This window comes from Peribacillus simplex, assembly GCF_030123325.1.
GTDB lineage: Bacteria > Bacillota > Bacilli > Bacillales > DSM-1321 > Peribacillus > Peribacillus simplex_D.
In genome coordinates this window covers 797604-812429 of record NZ_CP126106.1, presented here as the reverse complement: position 1 = coordinate 812429, position 14826 = coordinate 797604, and the positions used below count along the sequence as shown (strand labels likewise).

9 protein-coding genes, 15 tRNA genes, 3 rRNA genes and 1 pseudogene are annotated in these 14826 nt (G+C 44.4%); 5 read left to right on the top strand and 23 right to left on the bottom strand.

Annotated features, from left to right (window positions below; translation table 11 throughout):
* Nucleotides 1-34 precede the first annotated feature (34 nt).
* Entirely contained in the window at nt 35-325 is a 291-nt protein-coding gene (locus QNH43_RS03900; protein WP_283916864.1) for a hypothetical protein, read from the top strand.
* A gap of 181 nt (nt 326-506) precedes the next feature.
* Here the strand turns inward: QNH43_RS03900 and QNH43_RS03895 are convergent, their stop codons facing one another.
* Nucleotides 507-662 carry a hypothetical protein gene (locus QNH43_RS03895; protein ID WP_283916863.1) on the bottom strand — a complete coding sequence of 52 codons (156 nt, stop codon included), beginning with the start codon at nt 660-662 and terminating at the stop codon, nt 507-509.
* A 186-nt stretch (nt 663-848) separates the two neighbouring features.
* Nucleotides 849-1328 (bottom strand): annotated as a pseudogene (locus tag QNH43_RS03890) (bclA protein); the annotation flags it as partial.
* A 1847-nt stretch (nt 1329-3175) separates the two neighbouring features.
* Between QNH43_RS03890 and QNH43_RS03885 the strand changes: the two are divergent.
* The 3 genes from QNH43_RS03885 (at nt 3176) to QNH43_RS03875 (ending at nt 4822) form a co-directional block, all read left to right on the top strand.
* Nucleotides 3176-3718, top strand: a complete 543-nt coding sequence (locus QNH43_RS03885) for a DUF6241 domain-containing protein (protein ID WP_283916862.1) — start codon at nt 3176-3178, stop codon at nt 3716-3718.
* 583 nt (nt 3719-4301) lie between these two features.
* On the top strand, nt 4302-4619 hold the full coding sequence (locus tag QNH43_RS03880; protein WP_283916861.1) for a hypothetical protein: 318 nt from the start codon (nt 4302-4304) through the stop codon (nt 4617-4619).
* 20 nt (nt 4620-4639) lie between these two features.
* Entirely contained in the window at nt 4640-4822 is a 183-nt protein-coding gene (locus QNH43_RS03875) for a hypothetical protein (protein WP_283916860.1), read from the top strand.
* A gap of 332 nt (nt 4823-5154) precedes the next feature.
* Here the strand turns inward: QNH43_RS03875 and QNH43_RS03870 are convergent.
* From QNH43_RS03870 to QNH43_RS03780, 19 genes are all read right to left on the bottom strand, one after another.
* Nucleotides 5155-5235: transfer RNA gene (locus QNH43_RS03870), tRNA-Leu, on the bottom strand.
* 8 nt (nt 5236-5243) lie between these two features.
* Nucleotides 5244-5317 (bottom strand) — tRNA-Cys (locus tag QNH43_RS03865).
* An 8-nt stretch (nt 5318-5325) separates the two neighbouring features.
* A tRNA-Gly gene (locus QNH43_RS03860) sits at nt 5326-5400 on the bottom strand.
* Between the two features lie 3 nt (nt 5401-5403).
* A tRNA-Gln gene (locus tag QNH43_RS03855) sits at nt 5404-5478 on the bottom strand.
* Between the two features lie 35 nt (nt 5479-5513).
* Nucleotides 5514-5589 (bottom strand) — tRNA-His (locus QNH43_RS03850).
* An 18-nt stretch (nt 5590-5607) separates the two neighbouring features.
* Nucleotides 5608-5681: transfer RNA gene (locus tag QNH43_RS03845), tRNA-Trp, on the bottom strand.
* Between the two features lie 10 nt (nt 5682-5691).
* Nucleotides 5692-5775: transfer RNA gene (locus QNH43_RS03840), tRNA-Tyr, on the bottom strand.
* Between the two features lie 16 nt (nt 5776-5791).
* Nucleotides 5792-5867: transfer RNA gene (locus QNH43_RS03835), tRNA-Thr, on the bottom strand.
* Between the two features lie 7 nt (nt 5868-5874).
* Nucleotides 5875-5950: transfer RNA gene (locus QNH43_RS03830), tRNA-Phe, on the bottom strand.
* An 11-nt stretch (nt 5951-5961) separates the two neighbouring features.
* Nucleotides 5962-6037 (bottom strand) — tRNA-Asp (locus QNH43_RS03825).
* A 5-nt stretch (nt 6038-6042) separates the two neighbouring features.
* A tRNA-Met gene (locus QNH43_RS03820) sits at nt 6043-6116 on the bottom strand.
* Nucleotides 6117-6219: 103 nt separating this feature from the next.
* A tRNA-Val gene (locus QNH43_RS03815) sits at nt 6220-6295 on the bottom strand.
* A 15-nt stretch (nt 6296-6310) separates the two neighbouring features.
* A tRNA-Glu gene (locus QNH43_RS03810) sits at nt 6311-6385 on the bottom strand.
* A 9-nt stretch (nt 6386-6394) separates the two neighbouring features.
* A tRNA-Ser gene (locus tag QNH43_RS03805) sits at nt 6395-6486 on the bottom strand.
* A gap of 5 nt (nt 6487-6491) precedes the next feature.
* A tRNA-Asn gene (locus QNH43_RS03800) sits at nt 6492-6566 on the bottom strand.
* Nucleotides 6567-6575: 9 nt separating this feature from the next.
* A 5S ribosomal RNA gene (gene rrf, locus QNH43_RS03795) occupies nt 6576-6691 on the bottom strand.
* Nucleotides 6692-6810: 119 nt separating this feature from the next.
* Nucleotides 6811-9742: ribosomal RNA gene (locus QNH43_RS03790) — 23S ribosomal RNA — on the bottom strand.
* A gap of 178 nt (nt 9743-9920) precedes the next feature.
* Nucleotides 9921-11471, bottom strand: a 16S ribosomal RNA gene (locus tag QNH43_RS03785).
* Together the 16S, 23S and 5S rRNA genes with 15 tRNA genes alongside form the textbook arrangement of a ribosomal RNA operon.
* Nucleotides 11472-11750: 279 nt before the next feature.
* The gene (locus QNH43_RS03780; protein ID WP_283918275.1) at nt 11751-12626 is read right to left on the bottom strand and encodes a nucleotidyltransferase-like protein; all 876 of its coding nucleotides are present in this window, start codon (nt 12624-12626) and stop codon (nt 11751-11753) included.
* Nucleotides 12627-12800: 174 nt separating this feature from the next.
* On the opposite strand from QNH43_RS03780, the gene QNH43_RS03775 reads away from it, so the two are divergent.
* The gene (locus QNH43_RS03775; protein ID WP_076371179.1) at nt 12801-13154 is read left to right on the top strand and encodes a YgzB family protein; all 354 of its coding nucleotides are present in this window, start codon (nt 12801-12803) and stop codon (nt 13152-13154) included.
* Nucleotides 13155-13254: 100 nt separating this feature from the next.
* On the opposite strand, the gene perR is transcribed toward QNH43_RS03775, so the two are convergent.
* Together perR and QNH43_RS03765 are read right to left on the bottom strand one after the other, a co-directional pair.
* The gene (gene perR, locus QNH43_RS03770) at nt 13255-13698 is read right to left on the bottom strand and encodes a peroxide-responsive transcriptional repressor PerR (protein ID WP_076371177.1); all 444 of its coding nucleotides are present in this window, start codon (nt 13696-13698) and stop codon (nt 13255-13257) included.
* Nucleotides 13699-13855: 157 nt separating this feature from the next.
* On the bottom strand, nt 13856-14800 hold the full coding sequence (locus QNH43_RS03765; RefSeq protein WP_283916859.1) for a D-2-hydroxyacid dehydrogenase: 945 nt from the start codon (nt 14798-14800) through the stop codon (nt 13856-13858).
* Nucleotides 14801-14826 lie beyond the last annotated feature (26 nt).

Here is a 14826-nt window from a genome sequence, read left to right as displayed (position 1 = left end):
ATGACAGAATATTAAGAATAGTGGAGGGGTAAGTATGAATAAGATTTTCGTTCCTAACGCAATCGCCACTTTAACAAATCTTTTCTACAATTCGACTACAATGAATGAGTATTTAGCGATGAGAACCGCTCAATTCTACATTGAAGACCTGAAGCTACTGCAAGACGTGGAAGCTGTTGCCCTGGCAATCGAAAATCAAAATGCTTTCGCTTTAATGTCCAAATTTAAATTATTTGATTATAAGGCTACCGAAGAAATTGAAATCGCACTATCCTCTTCTGGCTATACGGAAGCGGAACTAAATGCTATTAATATTGAAATCTAAATTAATTGTTTTGAAACGAATGGCAGAGTTTATACTCTTTGACCCATTCGTTTTTATTTTAAACATAAGGACAATGTTCTTTAAACTATGTTCTTATATAGATTAACAACGCCCAATTGTTGTCGCTTTTTCTACTTTCACATACTAAAAAAGCCCCAACCGCGAAGGTTGGGGCGTTATCTTATTCAGCTATAGTTTTCAATACATTGCCGGAAGGATTCCAGTCTATTTCGCCAGTTTCCTGAAATTTATCTTTATCTTTCAAAACGCCGCCATGCTCTATTAATGTAATCGGCGTTCCTTTATCTACAAGGGCGGCTTTACCTGCGCCAACCATTGCCTGTATCCCCGCGGTGTTATTAACACCCGCGTACTTTGTGACTTCCTTAAGGTTGCTATCGTTTTCGCCCACTCCGAGAATAGAATCATTGTCACGCCTTCGTTAATCGTATCGACTGTAATTTCCGTAGTTGTAACCGGCATAAACACTAAATATTTGTTTTTAACATCATTCCTTATTCAACTAACTCTGCCCTACAGCAGTAATTTTACAAGTTGAAATTGCAAATCTATAGATTGTATCATTTATTAATAAAGTACCTAACACAATGCCAAGACCTGTTTGTTGCACGTTAAAATTTGCTCCAGTAGAACCATTACTTACTAAAAGATTCACTGTAGAATTGATAAGTGTATCCAGCAATTGTCTAATTGGTCGTTCACGACAATCACATTCGCACCCAATATCAACAGGTGGCAACAAGTTAATAGTACGCCCTGGTGGTAAAAACCCTACCCCTATTACATCAGAAATATTTACAACAAAGGTTGTCGATCCATTTGTAACAGTAACTAAAGAATCATTCACTGCAATAATAGTGAATTCAAAAAAGCGAGGAGCTTGATCTCGTTCGTCTGCAATAGTGGCAAGAATTACTCTTTGCCCTATCAGCTGTCGTAAGACGAACTGAAGTGGAGAAACACAACAGTCACAAAGACTGCCACAAGGTCTTGGAGGAAAAAAGTTACAACCCTGTGGCGGTGTTAGTTTTTCTAAAGAAGAGTTTAATAATTGATGTTTCCGTAATTTCGTAGTTTCTGGTTTATATTTTGATGAAAAAAATCGATTGTTTGGCATTACAATCACACCTTTCTAATTCAGTATATTTTCAACTTCACTAAACGTCTGTGAACTTACCTATATAATTTGGTGTTAGAGAAGAAATTCTTATTAAACTTACTGCCCCGTTAGTTCAACAAGAAAAATCAACAACATCCTTTAACAGAGCCTTTTATTTAACAACGATTCGGCCCCCCTTCATTCGACCTATTTACGGGCACTGGCTAGGTGATCGGGGAATATCGCAGGATGGCTCATAAAGACATCGAAGGTTAGTAGCACCACTATCTCGGAGCTTTTCGCCGACAAACTGGAACCTACTGTGCCGACGATAAAGAAGATAATGAAGGCTATCCGTCATGTTAATCCGGATGCACGCAGTGATGACTTTTTTGATTTATAACGCAAAAAACGCCACCCTAAGGTGACGCTTATTTACCGTTCTTAACGCTCATCTTGGCAAAGGTATGCCGGAAAGTATGCGGACTGACTGTGACGTATATCTTTTATGCCCGCCTGTTCACCGTAATCATGTATCCTTGACTTTACCTGGCGCTTAGTTAATGGCGTATCGTCTACGGTCACAAATAACTCATTACAATCGACAGATCCGCGGATAGAAAGGTAAAGACGGAGCGCATTCTTCATGGTTGGAGACAAGGGAACAACTCACTGCTCATACCCTTTCGTATTTCGGACGAGCATTGTAGACTCTTCCCATTTATATCGTTCACCTCTACGATTACAAGTTCATTAGCACGTACGCCAGTTCGAGAAGAAGCAGCATGTACGAATTATCTCGAACGACTGTAAACGTCTTTAAATCGGGTTTGTCGAGTAGTCGTTTAGCTTGCTTCGTAGTGACGTTGCGATAACGTCTTTCCTGTCGCGAACTAAGCTCAGCGCCTTTACGGGATCCTCCTGGATATAGTTGTTCTTATATAAGTAGTTAGAACGCACGGATCGTCCATAGCCTCGTATTTATAGATACCGTTTTAAGGCTTTTCTTAACGCGCAAATAAACAATGACGTTTTCTTTAATAATATCCTCGTAATCTCTCCAGGATTAGTCGTGACGTCTTGGTCTTCTAATATGCGTCGAAAAGCTCATTCCGGTAGTACCGTATCGTATGTTCGCTGATATTTCTTTTTCGCCGTCCTCCTAAAACAACGCCAGTGCTTCGTCGAAGTCGAAGCACTCTGACCGCATGCTCCCACACAGCTTCGAAATATCCTCCGTTGTTTATACATTATTCCTTCTTTTTCTCGTCAATTTTCGCCGTTCCAATGCGGGTAGTTACCCGATACAGCTCGTACGATTCACCGCGTACGACCTTTACCTACGAAATCACGTGTATACAACGAAAAAACGGCGACCTACCATTACGGTAGATTGCCGTTTTTTCGACGTTTATATTAACGTATATGATACGGTGGCCGGGGTCAAACAGGCACTCAGAGGAACATGATCTTGAGTCGTGCGGAAAGTATCCACTTTAAATATAGCCGTTAAAACGCCGTCACCATTGTCGTTAGATTGTTCGGCAAATCAGACGGATTCAACCGTCCGACCGCATCTATATCTATATCTATATCTATCTATATGGTTACTTAATAGTTTAAAGATTATTTGTTAATATTTTATGTTATTATCATACTGGTTAGCTTGTCCATAAAAGGATGTAACTGAAATGAGTGAATAATAGAACTATGACTCGGAGGAACTTATAATGAATAAATTTAAATGGTCAATGGTTGGACTTATAGTAGCTGCAGCAGCTATTTCAGTAATAATAACAATCAATCAGAACGCTAAAAATTATGAAGCAAAGCAAGAAGATACGGCTCCTGCTTTGGAGACCACGGAAGTGGAATACGAGACAACTGAAGAAGAAGATACGGAAGTAGAAACTATAAAAAATGAACAAATTCTATATGAACTAGGCCTTGGCCCAGCTTCAACTGCAGAAGACGTTATGAAAACTATGCATAGTATGACTCATCAAAAAGTAATTTCTGAAGAAAAATGGTACAACCTTGAGATGACTCCTGAAAACATCAATGCAGTTTATGATTTTATTAAAGAGAGTGACATCGGCTTCACACTTAAAAGAAATTTGCTGAAAATCTCAGGAAACTGGAAAGAAGGAAACTTCGACAATATAGTGGAAGATCACAACTACCTTTGGGGTGCTCAAAATGGAAATGTTGGTAAAGCTACCGGTGTTCTTACTCCTGAACAAGAAGCTGAATTTGTAAAAGAAAACTTTTAATTAGTCATTAAAAATCCAGCCCATCGAGTATTTTATTAATCAAAACAATAGGGACTACCAACCCCCGAAGCAAATTTGATTCGCGGATTTTTAATACAGCAGAAAAGAGGATTTAGGCGGTACGTTTGGGGTAATTCATAGTCACTGGTACAGAGGGATTTCACAACATTGTGTTTTTTATTGGCCTGTTGGGGTTTTTCAAAGGCGTTAGATATGACCTTGGAATCTAGGGGTGTTGGATATTGCCTCGGGACTCCCCAAATGTGAACTTTTTTCACATTTACAATGTGTCGTAATTGAACCGAATACTTACTAAAATGCACAAAGTGACGTTCCTAACACGTCATAACACATTCAATACAAAAACTCGCTTAGGTAAAATATAACAACGTCGTAGCGAGACGTTTAAATGCGACTTTGACATTGAGAATGTTGAAAATAGATATTCAAAACCAATCCCCCCCACCAATTTGGGCAGTTTTGACCTATCTTGGAATATAGATTGACAGCATTTTCCCTGTACTTCATACTATTGTATCAATAAAATTGACGGAATATCCAGTATATTGTAAGGGTTAAAAATATGAAACCAGAAATATCAACTGTCATTGAAACATTAGGAGACCTGTTTTTCCGTAAGAATACAACCACCGAATTTCTTGCCATGAGGACAATGGAGTATTACATCAGGGATTTAGATTTGCTTGGTGATAATACTATAGCTGTTGAAATTGAACCCCAACGGGCATATGCCCTGGTGCCAATGCTACGTTTATTTGATAACAAAAGCGCCGATGAAATTGAAGTTGCTCTAAGTGGAATGGGATTTACGGATGCTGAAATTATTGCGAGTGACATAGAATTTGAAAGGTGGAAAAAACCCCAAAATGACTGCCAATGATTTCATAGGGAGGAATAACGATGTGGGGCAAGTATTTGTGGAAACTCCGACTGCTATTGACCATTCCATATTTGCTATTTGCGATATTCATATTTTCGTCCATTGGTAACGACAGGGATTATCCAAATTATTACTGGTTGATATTGGCGATCTACGTGCTGATTTGTTCTATCATTCTTCATAAAATGGAAAAGAAAAAATGAATTTAAGGAGTTGCACTTTACCTCCTTTGCCAACTTCATAAATGGAAGTAATATCGTGGGACTCAAGAATATTCACAAAAAATCTTTGGCGATTGAGCTTACTAAACGAGGACATGACCTTAACAAGAAGTACCAAGTGTTCGTCTTTCCCCATTTAACGATTTTCAGTTCATCATCTGAAAGCATCTGAAAGCAATGTTATTCGTTTACTCACCGCACATGACCTCCGCACATTATTAGTGTCAAATCTGTAGTGTAAGGAAAAAAGAAAAAAGGCCTTACACAATTAAGTGTAAGACCTTGATTCAACAGCACTCTTGGCTGTTTCATGATACCGGTGGCCGGGGTCGAACCGGCACTCCAGAGGAACACGATTTTGAGTCGTGCGCGTCTGCCAATTCCGCCACACCGGCATGTATGTTGGAGGCGGCAACCGGAATCGAACCGGTGGTAAAGGTTTTGCAGACCTCTGCCTTACCGCTTGGCTATGCCGCCAACGTTTTTGGAGCGAAAGACGGGATTCGAACCCGCGACCCCAACCTTGGCAAGGTTGTATTCTACCACTGAACTACTTTCGCATATGGCTGGGCTAGAAGGGATCGAACCTTCGCATGACGGAATCAAAATCCGTTGCCTTACCGCTTGGCTATAGCCCATTAACGTTGTAATCATTATACCATGTTTTATTAAATGGGGCGACTGATGGGAATCGAACCCACGAATGCCTGAACCACAATCAGGTGCGTTAACCACTTCGCCACAATCGCCATTATAGGATTGAAAATTGGCAGGGGTAGTAGGAATCGAACCCACACTGGAGGTTTTGGAGACCTCTGTTCTACCTTTAAACTATACCCCTGTAATTAAGATGGTGGAGGGGGGCAGATTCGAACTGCCGAACCCGAAGGAGCGGATTTACAGTCCGCCGCGTTTAGCCACTTCGCTACCCCTCCGCATATGGATGAAACATGGTGCCGGCAAGAGGACTTGAACCCCCAACCTACTGATTACAAGTCAGTTGCTCTACCAGTTGAGCTACACCGGCACTACTATGGTGGCTCAGGACGGAATCGAACCGCCGACACAAGGATTTTCAGTCCTTTGCTCTACCGACTGAGCTACTGAGCCAAACAATAAAATGGCGGTCCCGACGGGAATCGAACCCGCGATCTCCTGCGTGACAGGCAGGCATGTTAACCGCTACACCACGGGACCATAGATTGCGGGGACAGGATTTGAACCTGCGACCTTCGGGTTATGAGCCCGACGAGCTACCGGACTGCTCCACCCCGCGACGGTAATAATGTTGCTATTATGAATCAAGTTTTCGTGTTGAGCGTTTCAACGGGCTGAATAATCAATCCTTTATACAGAAACAACCTGATCTTAATGAATAATGGTGGAGGATGACGGGATCGAACCGCCGACCCTCTGCTTGTAAGGCAGATGCTCTCCCAGCTGAGCTAATCCTCCAATGTGTTATCTAAATGGTGACCCGTACGGGATTCGAACCCGTGTTACCGCCGTGAAAGGGCGGTGTCTTAACCGCTTGACCAACGGGCCAGGTATAAATGGCGGAGAGCAAGGGATTTGAACCCTTGAGACAGGGTTACCCGTCTACACGATTTCCAATCGTGCTCCTTCGGCCACTCGGACAGCTCTCCAATAATGGCTCCGCAGGTAGGACTCGAACCTACGACCGTTCGGTTAACAGCCGAATGCTCTACCACTGAGCTACTGCGGAACAATATAAGCTTGGCGACGTCCTACTCTCACAGGGGGAAACCCCCAACTACCATCGGCGCTGAAGAGCTTAACTGCCGTGTTCGGAATGGGAACGGGTGTGACCTCTTCGCTATCGTCACCAAACAATGTTAACATTTTTTCAAGACATACATTATTATAACGTATTTTTGAGAAAATGCAAGAAGAAATTTTTATTTCTTCAAAACTAGATAATAAGAAGGTATTTCATTTTTTAAAAAGCGTTGGTTAAGTCCTCGATCTATTAGTATCAGTCAGCTCCACATGTCACCATGCTTCCACCTCTGACCTATCAACCTGATCATCTTTCAGGGATCTTACTAGCTTGCGCCATGGGAAATCTCATCTTGAGGGGGGCTTCATGCTTAGATGCTTTCAGCACTTATCCCGTCCGCACGTAGCTACCCAGCTATGCCTTTGGCAAGACAACTGGTACACCAGCGGTGCGTCCATCCCGGTCCTCTCGTACTAAGGACAGCTCCTCTCAAATTTCCTGCGCCCGCGACGGATAGGGACCGAACTGTCTCACGACGTTCTGAACCCAGCTCGCGTACCGCTTTAATGGGCGAACAGCCCAACCCTTGGGACCGACTACAGCCCCAGGATGCGATGAGCCGACATCGAGGTGCCAAACCTCCCCGTCGATGTGGACTCTTGGGGGAGATAAGCCTGTTATCCCCGGGGTAGCTTTTATCCGTTGAGCGATGGCCCTTCCATGCGGAACCACCGGATCACTAAGCCCGACTTTCGTCCCTGCTCGACTTGTAGGTCTCGCAGTCAAGCTCCCTTGTGCCTTTACACTCTACGAATGATTTCCAACCATTCTGAGGGAACCTTTGGGCGCCTCCGTTACTCTTTAGGAGGCGACCGCCCCAGTCAAACTGCCCACCTGACACTGTCTCCCACCCCGATGAGGGGCGCGGGTTAGAATTTCAATACAGCCAGGGTAGTATCCCACCAACGCCTCCACCGAAGCTGGCGCTCCGGCTTCTCAGGCTCCTACCTATCCTGTACAAGCTGTACCAAAATTCAATATCAGGCTGCAGTAAAGCTCCACGGGGTCTTTCCGTCCTGTCGCGGGTAACCTGCATCTTCACAGGTACTATAATTTCACCGAGTCTCTCGTTGAGACAGTGCCCAGATCGTTACACCTTTCGTGCGGGTCGGAACTTACCCGACAAGGAATTTCGCTACCTTAGGACCGTTATAGTTACGGCCGCCGTTTACTGGGGCTTCGGTTCAAAGCTTCGCTTGCGCTAACCTCTCCCCTTAACCTTCCAGCACCGGGCAGGTGTCAGCCCCTATACTTCGCCTTGCGGCTTCGCAGAGACCTGTGTTTTTGCTAAACAGTCGCCTGGGCCTATTCACTGCGGCTTTTCTGGGCTATTCACCCTAAAAAGCACCCCTTCTCCCGAAGTTACGGGGTCATTTTGCCGAGTTCCTTAACGAGAGTTCTCTCGCACACCTTAGGATTCTCTCCTCGCCTACCTGTGTCGGTTTGCGGTACGGGCACCTTACATCTCACTAGAGGCTTTTCTTGGCAGCGTGGAATCAGGAACTTCGGTACTATATTTCCCTCGCCATCACAGCTCCGCCTTAATGGAAACGGGATTTGCCTCGTTTCCGGCCTAACTGCTTGGACGCGCATATCCAACAGCGCGCTTACCCTATCCTTCTGCGTCCCCCCATCGTTCAAACGATGTATAGGTGGTACAGGAATATCAACCTGTTGTCCATCGCCTACGCCTTTCGGCCTCGGCTTAGGTCCCGACTAACCCTGAGCGGACGAGCCTTCCTCAGGAAACCTTAGGCATTCGGTGGAAGGGATTCTCACCCTTCTTTCGCTACTCATACCGGCATTCTCACTTCTAAGCGCTCCACCAGTCCTTCCGGTCTGACTTCAACGCCCTTAGAACGCTCTCCTACCATCGACACCAATGGTGTCAATCCACAGCTTCGGTGATACGTTTAGCCCCGGTACATTTTCGGCGCGGAGTCACTCGACCAGTGAGCTATTACGCACTCTTTAAATGGTGGCTGCTTCTAAGCCAACATCCTGGTTGTCTAAGCAACTCCACATCCTTTTCCACTTAACGTATACTTTGGGACCTTAGCTGGTGGTCTGGGCTGTTTCCCTTTCGACTACGGATCTTATCACTCGCAGTCTGACTCCCAAGAATAAGTATTTGGCATTCGGAGTTTGACTGAATTCGGTAACCCGTTGGGGGCCCCTAGTCCAATCAGTGCTCTACCTCCAATACTCTCATCTTGAGGCTAGCCCTAAAGCTATTTCGGAGAGAACCAGCTATCTCCAGGTTCGATTGGAATTTCTCCGCTACCCACACCTCATCCCCGCACTTTTCAACGTGCGTGGGTTCGGGCCTCCATTCAGTGTTACCTGAACTTCACCCTGGACATGGGTAGATCACCTGGTTTCGGGTCTACGACCTCATACTCATTCGCCCTATTCAGACTCGCTTTCGCTGCGGCTCCGTCTCATCAACTTAACCTCGCATGAAATCGTAACTCGCCGGTTCATTCTACAAAAGGCACGCCATTACCCATTAACGGGCTTTGACTACTTGTAGGCACACGGTTTCAGGATCTATTTCACTCCCCTTCCGGGGTGCTTTTCACCTTTCCCTCACGGTACTGGTTCACTATCGGTCACTAGGGAGTATTTAGCCTTGGGAGATGGTCCTCCCTGCTTCCGACGGGATTTCTCGTGTCCCGCCGTACTCAGGATCCACTCAGGAGGGAACGAAGTTTCAACTACAGGGTTTTTACCTTCTTCGACGGACCTTTCCAGATCACTTCGTTTACCCCGTTCCTTTGTAACTCCATGTTGAGTGTCCTACAACCCCAAGAGGCAAGCCTCTTGGTTTGGGCTAATTCCGTTTCGCTCGCCGCTACTCAGGAAATCGCGTTTGCTTTCTCTTCCTCCGGGTACTTAGATGTTTCAGTTCCCCGGGTCTGCCTTCAGTACCCTATGTATTCAGGTAAAGATACTGTTCCATTACGAACAGTGGGTTTCCCCATTCGGAAATCTCCGGATCAAAGCTTACTTACAGCTCCCCGAAGCATATCGGTGTTAGTCCCGTCCTTCATCGGCTCCTAGTGCCAAGGCATCCACCGTGCGCCCTTTCTAACTTAACCGTTAAAAAAGATCTTACAGATGCTTTGAAAAAAATTAATTGCCTTCTATCTATTATCTAGTTTTCAAGGAACAAAGCAGAAAGGATTTTCATCACATCGTGATGCATCTCTTTCCTATTTGAATGAATTACTCATTCAAAACTGAACAAAACAAAAGCGCTCTCGTAATTATCCTTAGAAAGGAGGTGATCCAGCCGCACCTTCCGATACGGCTACCTTGTTACGACTTCACCCCAATCATCTGTCCCACCTTAGGCGGCTGGCTCCATGAAGGTTACCTCACCGACTTCGGGTGTTACAAACTCTCGTGGTGTGACGGGCGGTGTGTACAAGGCCCGGGAACGTATTCACCGCGGCATGCTGATCCGCGATTACTAGCGATTCCGGCTTCATGCAGGCGAGTTGCAGCCTGCAATCCGAACTGAGAATGGCTTTATGGGATTCGCTTACCTTCGCAGGTTTGCAGCCCTTTGTACCATCCATTGTAGCACGTGTGTAGCCCAGGTCATAAGGGGCATGATGATTTGACGTCATCCCCACCTTCCTCCGGTTTGTCACCGGCAGTCACCTTAGAGTGCCCAACTGAATGCTGGCAACTAAGATCAAGGGTTGCGCTCGTTGCGGGACTTAACCCAACATCTCACGACACGAGCTGACGACAACCATGCACCACCTGTCACTCTGTCCCCCGAAGGGGAAAGCCCTATCTCTAGGGTTGTCAGAGGATGTCAAGACCTGGTAAGGTTCTTCGCGTTGCTTCGAATTAAACCACATGCTCCACCGCTTGTGCGGGCCCCCGTCAATTCCTTTGAGTTTCAGCCTTGCGGCCGTACTCCCCAGGCGGAGTGCTTAATGCGTTAGCTGCAGCACTAAAGGGCGGAAACCCTCTAACACTTAGCACTCATCGTTTACGGCGTGGACTACCAGGGTATCTAATCCTGTTTGCTCCCCACGCTTTCGCGCCTCAGTGTCAGTTACAGACCAGAAAGTCGCCTTCGCCACTGGTGTTCCTCCAAATCTCTACGCATTTCACCGCTACACTTGGAATTCCACTTTCCTCTTCTGCACTCAAGTTCCCCAGTTTCCAATGACCCTCCACGGTTGAGCCGTGGGCTTTCACATCAGACTTAAGGAACCACCTGCGCGCGCTTTACGCCCAATAATTCCGGACAACGCTTGCCACCTACGTATTACCGCGGCTGCTGGCACGTAGTTAGCCGTGGCTTTCTGGTTAGGTACCGTCAAGGTACCAGCAGTTACTCTGGTACTTGTTCTTCCCTAACAACAGAACTTTACGACCCGAAGGCCTTCTTCGTTCACGCGGCGTTGCTCCGTCAGACTTTCGTCCATTGCGGAAGATTCCCTACTGCTGCCTCCCGTAGGAGTCTGGGCCGTGTCTCAGTCCCAGTGTGGCCGATCACCCTCTCAGGTCGGCTACGCATCGTCGCCTTGGTGAGCCATTACCTCACCAACTAGCTAATGCGCCGCGGGCCCATCTATAAGTGACAGCGTAAACCGTCTTTCCATCTTCTCTCATGCGAGAAAAGAACGTATCCGGTATTAGCTCCGGTTTCCCGAAGTTATCCCAGTCTTATAGGCAGGTTGCCCACGTGTTACTCACCCGTCCGCCGCTAATCTCAGGGAGCAAGCTCCCGTCGATTCGCTCGACTTGCATGTATTAGGCACGCCGCCAGCGTTCGTCCTGAGCCAGGATCAAACTCTCCGAAGAAATGTTTGACTTACTCATTTGCTTTTTAATAGTGTGTGCTCACTTAAAATTTAACGTTGGCGCTTTGTTTTGTTCAGTTTTCAAAGAGCAATCTCGGTGTCGTTTACTTCGTAAGCGACTTTTACATCTTATCATGTTTGCAACCTTGTTGTCAACATGTTTTTTTAATTTTTTTAAGCTTTTTTCGTTTTGATGAAGCTGCGAAAGCTGATGTCCCGCAGCGACATGTATTAATATAACACCTATATTATTAATGGTCAACAATAAAATTGCATTTTTTTAAAAGTTTTTTGATACCCGGTAAAACCGATGATATATCTCGTGCCCTTTTGTCTCCGCTTTGATGACCTCGATGACCTTTTTCTCTATCAAATATTCCAATAAAACACCAAGGTCGACTGAATAAAACTTTACTTCCGCATGCTCCATTAGCTCCGCGATCGTCCACGGATCTTCCTTCGTCCCCATTATTTCAACCAAATGCTGCGAACCTGCATTCGTCCTAGAATAAATAAGAAACTCACTCGCAAGGAATAGAAGCTCCAATCTTTTTTCGAGAGTTTCCTCACTGCTGATCAATTCTTTATACAACTTGAATATTTCAGGTTCCATATGCTTCACTTGGTTCCAGACCGTAACCTCCGGATAAAAGCCTTGTTCAATTATTTCCAAACGGGCCAAGTGATGCAGGGAATGAACGATATGGTTGTATGCCTCAAGATGATGGCCTTTTTCAAAGAAGCTTTTCCCATCCATATACCTGCGAATTAACTTTGCGAATTCCATCCCCATCTTTAACTTCCTTCCATAAAAGGGGAACTCACGGATTTCGGTTTTCAAACGGTCCAAATAATCATTCCGGTCAAAAAGGACCTTCCCGTTATATATCCAGTCAACCACTTTGCGGTTCGTGCCTAATAGGAGCCATTCTTTTAACTGGTCTTCCTTTACGATATGCAATGCTGCCTTTTTATCCTGGTAAGTGTAATGTTTTAAAAACACGGCCTCTTCGGCTTCGTCTGCAATTACAAAAAGGATGTAGTCAAATGTATCGGTGATCGGGCTATTATCATCTCTTTTTTCTATTAACAAGATTCCAAGTGTAGATTTTAAACTTGCTCGCTCTTGATAAATCGGGCGAAGGATATCTTCCATCATAAATTCCTCCAAAACCTTTTTTTTTAGATTTTCGACAAAACTCTTCAAATTCCTGCTTATTCCCTTACCCCAAACTATTTCAATTCAAAAGTAATATGTATCCTTTATTTCTTTTTTGTTCCATCCATTGTTTATGTTATAGTTAAAGTTATATTTTAGGAGGGACAATCCATGGCTAAATATTCTAGCAAAATCAATAAAATACGTACTTTTGCTTTGAGTTTGATTTTCATTGGCTTTATCGTAATGTACCTTGGGCTTTTCTTCAAAACGAATCCTGTTGTCATGACGATTTTCATGGGGCTTGGCCTTTTATTCATCATCGCTAGCACAGGGGTTTATTTTTGGATTGGAATGCTTTCTACAAAATCGATCCAGGTTGTCTGCCCTAATTGCAGCAAACCTACAAAAATACTAGGGCGTGTAGATATTTGCATGCATTGTGAAGAACCATTGACACTTGACAAAAAGTTGGAAGGCGAAGAATTCAACGAAAAATATAACCGAAAAAGCTTGCATGACTAGAGGAATTCCGCTAGCTGAATTCCCTTTCAAGAAGTCTTTAACCATTGTATCATTTCTTGATAACATGAAAAAAAGTTCCAACCAAGTGGAGGAACTTTTTTTAATGCGATTCTTTTTTCGCACAATCCGTACAGTCTCCGTAGATTTCCATCCGATGGTGACTAACATTGAAACCGGTGACTTGTGCAGCGAAATGCTCGACTTCATCCAATGCAGGATAATCGAAATCCACAATCTTCCCGCAAGTTTGGCAAATTACATGATAATGATTCGTCGTCACAAAATCAAACCTTGCTGAAGAATCACCATAAGTAAGTTCTTTTACCAAACCTACCTCACGGAACACACGCAGGTTGTTATAGACTGTTGCCACACTCATATTCGGAAACTTGCCTTCCAGCGCTTTATATATATCATCAGCGGTAGGGTGGGACATGGAGCTTATCAAATACTCAAGTATCGCATGGCGTTGAGGAGTTATTCTTACACCGGTATCTTTTAAGGAATCCAATGCTTCTTTTAACTGAACTTCAGACACCGTCATCCACCTCTTTTTCTCATTAAGTATGAATTCTTAAATTATAATATTTATAAATAGTGTACCTTTTATGCGTTGAATTTGTCAATAATTCAATGGCTTAACCATTCTTTTTTAGTTTATTCCTGAACACATTGAATCTTTACCATTTTTGCATTGAGTTTTAGTATCCCCTAGTTAAGTCGATTACGTTGGTGAAGTCTTTTCCATCTTTTAGGTATTCACGCATGTTTTTTTCGAAAATGGCAAAGGTTCTTGGTAAATATTCTCCGCTTTTACTTGATAGATGCGGCGTGACTGTGACATTTTCCATACTCCAAAACGGATGACCTTTTCCCAAAGGTTCCGGATCAAAAACATCCAAGATGGCATGAGACAATTCCCCGGCATCCAGGGCATCGATCAACACTTCATCGTTAATCAGATCTCCGCGGCCAATATTTACGAATACTGCAGATTCTTTCATTGCTTTAAAGTGCTCTTTTTCCAGAAGGCCCTTCGTTTCATCCGTACTTGGCAGGACGGATACGATATAATCGGCTCCCCGTATGGCTTCCAATAAATTATCCAGAGTATAAAGGTGATCGATGGATTCCACTGGCTTTCCGTTTCGGTTCACTCCCATCGTCGTCATCCCAAAGGCTTTCCCAAGACGAGCCACCTCCCCTCCAATTGCACCGACACCAATCACGAGCATAGTCTTGCCATTCAATTCCCCTACTTCAATCTTTCTATCCCACAATTCTTCCTTTTCATTCTTCATAAGCAGTTTCAATTTCTTTTCATATTGCAAAAGCATCCCTATCGTATACTCGGCCATCGGGATTTTATGAATGCCTCTTGCGTTGGTCACCAGGATGCCACGTTCCTCAATGGCTTTAAATGGCATTAATTCCATCCCTGCACTCATGACCATGATCCATTTCAAGTTCGCCGCTTTCCCAATGATTTCTTCAGTTAAGTCTTCACCATATGTAATTAGGATTTCCGCTTCACGAAGTGGCCCATCCGGCCATCCTTTTTGATAACTGAAGTTCAAATCAGGAAACGCTTCCATCATCTTCGTTTGGATGCCTTCATTCGGAATGACAGTCGAAAGTATAAACATGTTTATCTCTCCCTTTTAATTAACAT

What these genes read in the sequence shown, in the direction of transcription:
- QNH43_RS03900 (WP_283916864.1), top strand. Translation starts at nt 35, where the DNA reads ATGAATAAGATTTTCGTTCCTAACGCAATCGCCACTTTAACAAATCTT.
- QNH43_RS03895 (WP_283916863.1), bottom strand. Translation starts at nt 662, where the DNA reads ATGGTTGGCGCAGGTAAAGCCGCCCTTGTAGATAAAGGAACGCCGATT.
- QNH43_RS03885 (WP_283916862.1), top strand. Translation starts at nt 3,176, where the DNA reads ATGAATAAATTTAAATGGTCAATGGTTGGACTTATAGTAGCTGCAGCA.
- QNH43_RS03880 (WP_283916861.1), top strand. Translation starts at nt 4,302, where the DNA reads ATGAAACCAGAAATATCAACTGTCATTGAAACATTAGGAGACCTGTTT.
- QNH43_RS03875 (WP_283916860.1), top strand. Translation starts at nt 4,640, where the DNA reads ATGTGGGGCAAGTATTTGTGGAAACTCCGACTGCTATTGACCATTCCA.
- QNH43_RS03780 (WP_283918275.1), bottom strand. Translation starts at nt 12,626, where the DNA reads ATGGAAGATATCCTTCGCCCGATTTATCAAGAGCGAGCAAGTTTAAAA.
- QNH43_RS03775 (WP_076371179.1), top strand. Translation starts at nt 12,801, where the DNA reads ATGGCTAAATATTCTAGCAAAATCAATAAAATACGTACTTTTGCTTTG.
- perR (WP_076371177.1), bottom strand. Translation starts at nt 13,698, where the DNA reads ATGACGGTGTCTGAAGTTCAGTTAAAAGAAGCATTGGATTCCTTAAAA.
- QNH43_RS03765 (WP_283916859.1), bottom strand. Translation starts at nt 14,800, where the DNA reads ATGTTTATACTTTCGACTGTCATTCCGAATGAAGGCATCCAAACGAAG.